The sequence below is a fragment of the Yersinia thracica genome (genome assembly GCF_902170565.1).
GTDB classification, from domain to species: Bacteria; Pseudomonadota; Gammaproteobacteria; order Enterobacterales; family Enterobacteriaceae; genus Yersinia; species Yersinia thracica.
Genome location: NZ_CABHXX010000088.1, coordinates 21359 through 27975, shown reverse-complemented (window position 1 = coordinate 27975; position 6617 = coordinate 21359). Strand labels below are relative to the sequence as shown.

Sequence of the window (6617 nt, the reverse complement as noted above, 5' to 3'; positions counted from 1 at the left end):
AACTTTTTCATCCCATCAAAAAAAGGAATAAAAGTACAAATAATCGCCCCACCTATTGAAAGATATAACTTCATTCCAAGTTCTGGCATCACCCAATCTAATAAAAAACTAGATAAATATAAATTCCCCAAATAAAACAATGTATAAAAAACTATTTTTATCAGAACATTCAGTGAACTAATAGTACGATCTGATATTTTCATATTAACTTCCGCTGAGTTAAATTAAAATCCAGAATATGACATCAGACTCTATATTGCAATAATCATCTCAGCACATATAAAAAGTGCGTTCAGCCGTATTAATTTTAAATAACCAATTAAAATATATATATAGTTATTTTAATTATTAAATATTAGAAACATATAAGCTAAGAAACCGCTCTAATCATCAAATTAGGGCGGTTTCTATTCTATCCGTTAAAGCTGGATAATAAATTACAGCAAAATTCGCAGCATACGGCGCAGTGGCTCTGCCGCGCCCCATAGCAACTGGTCACCGACGGTAAAGGCGGAGAGATATTCCGGCCCCATGTTCAGTTTACGCAGGCGGCCAACTGGCGTGTTCAAGGTGCCGGTTACCGCCGCAGGGGTCAGTTCGCGCATGCTCAGCTCGCGGTCATTCGGGATGACGCGAACCCAGTCATTGTGAGTTGCCAGCAATTGCTCGATTTCCGGTAGCGGCACGTCTTTTTTCAGCTTCAGAGTGAAAGCCTGGCTATGGCAACGCAGTGCGCCGATGCGAACACACAGGCCATCAACCGGGATAATGCTGCCGGTATTCAAAATTTTGTTGGTTTCAGCTTGGCCTTTCCACTCTTCACGGCTCTGGCCGTTATCCAGCGCTTTGTCGATCCAGGGAATCAAACTGCCCGCCAATGGCACGCCAAAGTTATCAGTCGGCAATTTGCCACTGCGAGTGGCCGCCGTCACTTTGCGCTCGATATCCAAAATGGCCGAGACCGGATCTTGCAGCTCTTTTGCTACATCGGCGTGCAACATGCCCATTTGGGTCAGTAACTCGCGCATATGGCGCGCGCCGCCGCCGGAAGCCGCCTGATAAGTGGCCACAGAGGCCCACTCAACCAAATCATTAGCAAACAAACCACCCAATGACATCAGCATCAGGCTGACGGTGCAGTTACCACCAGCAAAGGTTTTGATACCTTTATCCAGCCCCTGCTGAATGACACCGTGGTTTACCGGGTCCAGAATGATAATTGCGTCATCTTGCATACGCAAAGAAGAAGCGGCATCAATCCAATAACCTTGCCAACCCGCTTTACGCAGCTTTGGATAAACTTCGTTGGTATAATCTCCCCCTTGGCAAGTGATGATAATATCCAATGCACTCAGTGCATCAATATCATAAGCATCTTGCAATGTACCTTGCTGTCCGGTGAAAGACGGGGCGGCTTGGCCATGTTGAGAGGTAGAGAAAAAGACCGGGCGGATACCGTCAAAGTCGCGTTCTTCAATCATGCGCTGCATGAGTACTGAGCCGACCATACCGCGCCAGCCGATAAAACCAACGTTTTTCATGTTTACTGTCCTGCCTTGGAAAGTGACACTGATTAATGGATGTCCGTCTCGCATTACTGCTGGTGAATACAGCGCACTGACGAGGGCAGACCTGATACCACCTTACGAAATATGGACAAAGTGGCAAGTTAAATTATTCGATACCAGAATGATTCAAAGCAATCTTTCTAATATGTGGCTTTGACTGGCGGGAAACGCCAGCCTTTTTGATTATTTTGAGGTAATAATGACAGAGATGATTGCAGCAACTGTATTGCTGTTTTTGATTATGGACCCGCTGGGTAATTTACCGATTTTTATGTCGGTGCTTAAACATCTGGAACCCAAACGCCGCCGAATAGTATTGATTCGCGAATTGCTGATCGCACTTATATTGATGCTGATTTTCCTGTTCGCGGGCGAGAAGATCCTGGCATTCTTGAATCTGCGCACTGAAACAGTCTCAATATCCGGCGGTATCATTTTGTTTTTAATCGCCATTAAGATGATTTTCCCCTCTCCCGAAAGCACTGTTACCGGGCTATCGGCAGGGGAAGAGCCATTTTTGGTTCCGCTAGCAATTCCATTAGTGGCAGGCCCGTCTATTCTGGCGACCCTGATGCTGCTATCTCATCAGTATCCTAATCAGCTTAGCCATTTGGTACTGGCTTTGATGATTGCCTGGGGTTTATCGGCGGCTATTTTACTGATGTCGAACCTGTTCCTGCGCTTGTTGGGCAATAAAGGTGTCAGTGCTTTGGAACGGCTGATGGGGTTAATTTTAGTCATGTTATCAACGCAAATGTTTTTGGACGGCGTGCGGGCATACCTGACAAAGTAAGTTTAGGTGCCGGCTGATGACCTCAGAGGGGCAATAACCCTTTGAGGTTGCTGACAAATTTTATAACTCGGAGACTGGCGGGGCACTGCACCGATGGGCGTTCCGGCGGCCTAAGCCGCTTGTACTTTAAATAAGTAGGAACCCATTCGGCACATTTCCCTTCATTATGATTTTATCAGCAGTTTGCACCACTCGCTGATTAGCCCTGTTTTTCCAGCGCCAATACACTGCGCTGCACGACTTCATCAATATCCGCATCAATATCCACACAGATAACATCCGGCTCTTCTGACCCCGGTTCTTCCAATGCTTCAAACTGGCTTTTTAATAAATCAGTGGGCATAAAATGGCCGGAACGGGCTTTTAACCGCCCCATAATGACCTCAAAACTGCCTTTCAGGTATAGAAAGACCATTTCCGGATTACCTTCCCGCAGCCGATCACGATAGCGGCGTTTCAGGGCCGAACAGACAATAATGCCAGTTTCATTTTTATGATTAAGACTGTAGGCCGCATCACTCAGGCGCTCTAGCCACGGCATGCGGTCCTCATCATTAAGAGGGTGTCCGCTGCCCATTTTCTGAATATTGGCACGAGGGTGCAGGTCATCACCGTCAATAAATTTGGCATGAATTCGCCGTGCCACTGCCTCTCCCACAGTGGTTTTACCGCTACCTGATACACCCATCACGATAATGCTACGTCCAGCCATAATGTTGATCTCTATCTCAGAATAGGAATTTTACTGCTCGCTATGGTTCCGTATTTTATCATGTTACCGGTATCATGATACCGGTAACAAATCGAGATGTGACTTTTATCACAAAGGATAGAACATCATAATTGAACTCAATCGCGCAATCACGCTGGCCCTCTACGGCCTGTAACCATAACAAAAAGCGATATATACCCAAAGTAAGTGGAGAAATACTATGCCATTAGTCATTGTCGCGGTTGGCGTTGCCATGCTGCTGTTACTGATGATCCGTTTCAAGCTCAACGGATTTATCTCGCTGATACTGGTCGCGCTAGCGGTGGGTGTCATGCAAGGGATGCCAGTCGATAAAGTTGTCGGCTCAATCAAAGCAGGGGTCGGAGGCACACTAGGTAGCCTGGCGCTGATTATGGGCTTCGGCGCCATGCTCGGTAAATTACTGGCGGACTGCGGTGGCGCTCAACGAATTGCCACAACCTTAATTGATAAATTTGGTAAAAAACACATTCAGTGGGCAGTGGTACTGACCGGTTTCACCGTCGGTTTTGCTCTGTTCTATGAAGTCGGCTTCGTGCTGTTGTTGCCGCTAGTATTCAGTATCGCGGCATCAGCGCGTATCCCATTATTATATGTGGGCGTTCCGATGGCCGCAGCGCTGTCAGTGACTCACGGCTTCTTGCCCCCTCATCCCGGCCCAACCGCCATTGCCACCATCTTCCACGCCGACATGGGTAAGACCCTGTTATATGGGACATTACTGGCCATTCCAACCGTGATTTTGGCCGGTCCAGTATTTGCGCGATTCCTGAAAGGGATTGATAAACCAGTGCCCGAAGGGCTGTATAACCCGAAAACCTTTACTGATGAAGAAATGCCAAGTTTTGGCGTCAGTGTCAGCACGGCGTTGGTGCCGGTTATTTTGATGGCATTGCGGGCGGTGGCAGAGATGATTTTGCCCAAAGGCCACCCAGTCCTCTCTTATGCTGAGTTCTTGGGTGACCCGGTGATCGCCACATTGATCGCCGTGCTAATCGCGATTTTCACCTTTGGTTTAAACCGTGGCCGCTCAATGGAATCCGTGATGGACACCGTGACCGACTCTATCAAAATCATTGCGATGATGTTGTTGGTTATTGGCGGTGGTGGCGCTTTCAAACAGGTTTTAGTCGACAGCGGCGTTGACCACTATATTGCCAGCATGATGAACAGCAGCGGGCTATCACCAATTCTGATGGCATGGTCAATTGCCGCCGTCCTGCGTATTGCGCTGGGTTCTGCGACTGTAGCCGCCATCACGGCTGGGGGGATTGTGGCGCCACTTATTGCCACCACTGGGGCCAGCCCTGAATTGATGGTCATCGCAGTGGGTTCGGGCAGTGTGATTTTCTCTCACGTCAACGACCCAGGCTTCTGGTTGTTTAAAGAATATTTCAACCTAACAATCGTCGAGACCTTCAAATCATGGTCAGTGCTGGAAACGATTATTTCTGTCTGCGGGTTAGTCGGCTGTCTGTTATTGGCAACTATTATCTAATAATAACAGTGAGTTAAATACTGCCACCGGGGAGGATGGTGAAGCCCACATCGACCATTTTGGGTGTAACCACCTCTCCGCGCAGCCGGGCCAGCAAACGCTCGGCACCAATTTGCCCCATTCTTTCGCGCGGGGTCAGTACACTGGCCAGCTTCGGCACCATCGACTGACCAATATCATGACCATGGAACCCAGCTATCGCCATATCATGCGGAATAGAAAGCCCCTGCCGCTGACACTCAAATACTGCGCCAATCGCCAAGTCATCATTGGTACAGAAAATACTGTCGATCTGCGGATAATTCACCTGCGCTTCGCGCAATAACTCCGCGCCAGCAGAATATGATGAAGAACGGCTAGTCATCACACTCATCGGTTCCAAACCTGACTCGCGCATCGCCTGCTCATAACCTTGCTGTTTAATTACCGTCCGCTCATCCTGACGCGCACCAAAATACACCACGTAGCGGTGGCCTTTGGCGATAATCTGCTGGGTCATTTGTCTTGCAGCTTCAAAGTTATTAAAGCCCACGGCCAAATCAATGCAGGGTGAAGAACAATCCATTAGCTCAATAACAGGAATGCCCGCGACCTCAATCATTTTCAATGTACGCGCCGTGTGGTGCCGTTCGGAGAGGATTAATCCATCAATATTGTAGGAAAGCAGAGAGGTCAACCGCTGCTCTTCACGTTCTTTCTGGTAGCCATAATGTGCCAGCATGGTTTGGTAGCCATGAGCATCCGTTACACTTTCAATCCCCCGCAGCACCTCGGCAAAAACCTGATTGGTTAATGATGGCAGCAAGACACCAATAGCATGGCTGGTGGCCTTGGACAGGATATCGGGAGCACGATTAGGGATATAGCCAAGTTCGTCTAGCGCCAGTGCAATTTTTTCCTGCAACATCGCAGAAACTTGCTCCGGATTGCGCAAATAGCGGCTGACAGTCATTTTAGTGACCCCAACCATATCAGCAACATCTTGTAGCACTGGCCTTTTTTTCTTCATTATCAATGAACTGAGGCAAAGTAAACGGGGGGTCATTCTAGCAAATAAAAGGGTATGACGCGATGCATACCCCTTCTTTGTTAGAATCGTCAAACTTAAACTGGCGGTAAATCAAACAGCAAGATTTCACTGTCTTCATCAGCATGAATAGAAAGTGCTGCTTCATCCCAGATAGCGAATGCATCGCTGGTACCCGCATGGCGGCCATTGATAGACACCTTGCCGCGCACCACCTGTATCCAGATGCGGCGCTCTGCCTGAATCTGATAAATCGACTGCTCTTCACGTTTCAATGCCCAGCGCCACAGCGTCATGTCCTGGAACACTTTTAGCGAGCCATCACGAGCATCCGGTGATAACACCAGTTGCCGCCCTTGCGGAATGTCGAACATTTGCTGTTCATAACGCGGCTGCAAACCGGTCTTATTCGGGATAATCCAAATCTGGTACAAATGTAGCGGCTGATCATCACGACCATTATATTCTGAATGGCGGATACCCGTGCCAGCACTCATAATCTGAAACTCACCCGCATGAATTTGCTCTTTATTGCCCATGCTGTCCTGATGTTCAACAGTCCCGGACAGCACATAAGTCAGAATTTCCATATCCTTGTGCGGGTGAGTACCAAAACCCTGACCAGCGTCGATGACATCTTCGTTAATCACCCGTAGTGCTGAAAAACCCATAAATTCTGGATCGTGATAATCGGCGAATGAGAAGGTATGCCAGCTGTCCAGCCAACCGTGATTAGCATGGCCACGTTCTTCCGCTTTGCGTAAATAAATCATGTTCAGTTCTCCTCAACGTTTTCTTTAGTCTAGATGTCGCTGAAGAATATGAAAGCGCAAAAAACTCACTCCTCTGTTCAAAAAATTCGACTAACTAATCAGTAAAAAGACAAATGATTTGAATTTGAATTTGAAGCAATTAGGCAGCAAAGGCATGCCAATCTCTGAAAAAGGTGTGTTTTGACCGAGAATAAACCAAGGCGGATG

The 6617-nt window shown here is 47.7% G+C and carries 7 protein-coding genes; 2 read left to right on the top strand and 5 right to left on the bottom strand.

Annotated elements, in window-relative coordinates; all coding sequences use genetic code 11:
- Together FTA91_RS20225 and asd are read right to left on the bottom strand one after the other, a co-directional pair.
- Positions 1 to 203, bottom strand: a 203-nt coding sequence (locus FTA91_RS20225; protein ID WP_222423188.1) for a hypothetical protein, incomplete at its 3' end; no start/stop codon positions are given.
- Between the two features lie 234 nt (positions 204 to 437).
- Positions 438 to 1541: an aspartate-semialdehyde dehydrogenase gene (asd, locus tag FTA91_RS12300; RefSeq protein WP_145536029.1), complete on the bottom strand. Its 1104-nt coding sequence runs from the start codon at positions 1539 to 1541 to the stop codon at positions 438 to 440.
- A 226-nt stretch (positions 1542 to 1767) separates the two neighbouring features.
- Here asd and FTA91_RS12295 point away from each other — a divergent pair, with 226 nt between their 5' ends.
- Positions 1768 to 2361 carry a YhgN family NAAT transporter gene (locus FTA91_RS12295; RefSeq protein ID WP_050112067.1) on the top strand — a complete coding sequence of 198 codons (594 nt, stop codon included), beginning with the start codon at positions 1768 to 1770 and terminating at the stop codon, positions 2359 to 2361.
- Positions 2362 to 2560: 199 nt separating this feature from the next.
- Here FTA91_RS12295 and FTA91_RS12290 read toward each other — a convergent pair whose 3' ends face one another.
- Entirely contained in the window at positions 2561 to 3073 is a 513-nt protein-coding gene (locus tag FTA91_RS12290; RefSeq protein ID WP_050112069.1) for a gluconokinase, read from the bottom strand.
- Between the two features lie 220 nt (positions 3074 to 3293).
- On the opposite strand from FTA91_RS12290, the gene gntT reads away from it, so the two are divergent.
- Positions 3294 to 4610 (top strand): gluconate transporter, encoded by a 1317-nt coding sequence (gene gntT / locus FTA91_RS12285; RefSeq protein WP_050112072.1) that lies wholly within the window; start codon positions 3294 to 3296, stop codon positions 4608 to 4610.
- Positions 4611 to 4623: 13 nt separating this feature from the next.
- On the opposite strand, the gene gntR is transcribed toward gntT, so the two are convergent.
- A complete protein-coding gene (gntR, locus tag FTA91_RS12280) occupies positions 4624 to 5619 on the bottom strand; it encodes a gluconate operon transcriptional repressor GntR (protein WP_050112458.1) in 996 nt (331 codons plus the stop codon).
- A gap of 95 nt (positions 5620 to 5714) precedes the next feature.
- Positions 5715 to 6410: a pirin family protein gene (locus FTA91_RS12275; protein ID WP_038637363.1), complete on the bottom strand. Its 696-nt coding sequence runs from the start codon at positions 6408 to 6410 to the stop codon at positions 5715 to 5717.
- Positions 6411 to 6617 lie beyond the last annotated feature (207 nt).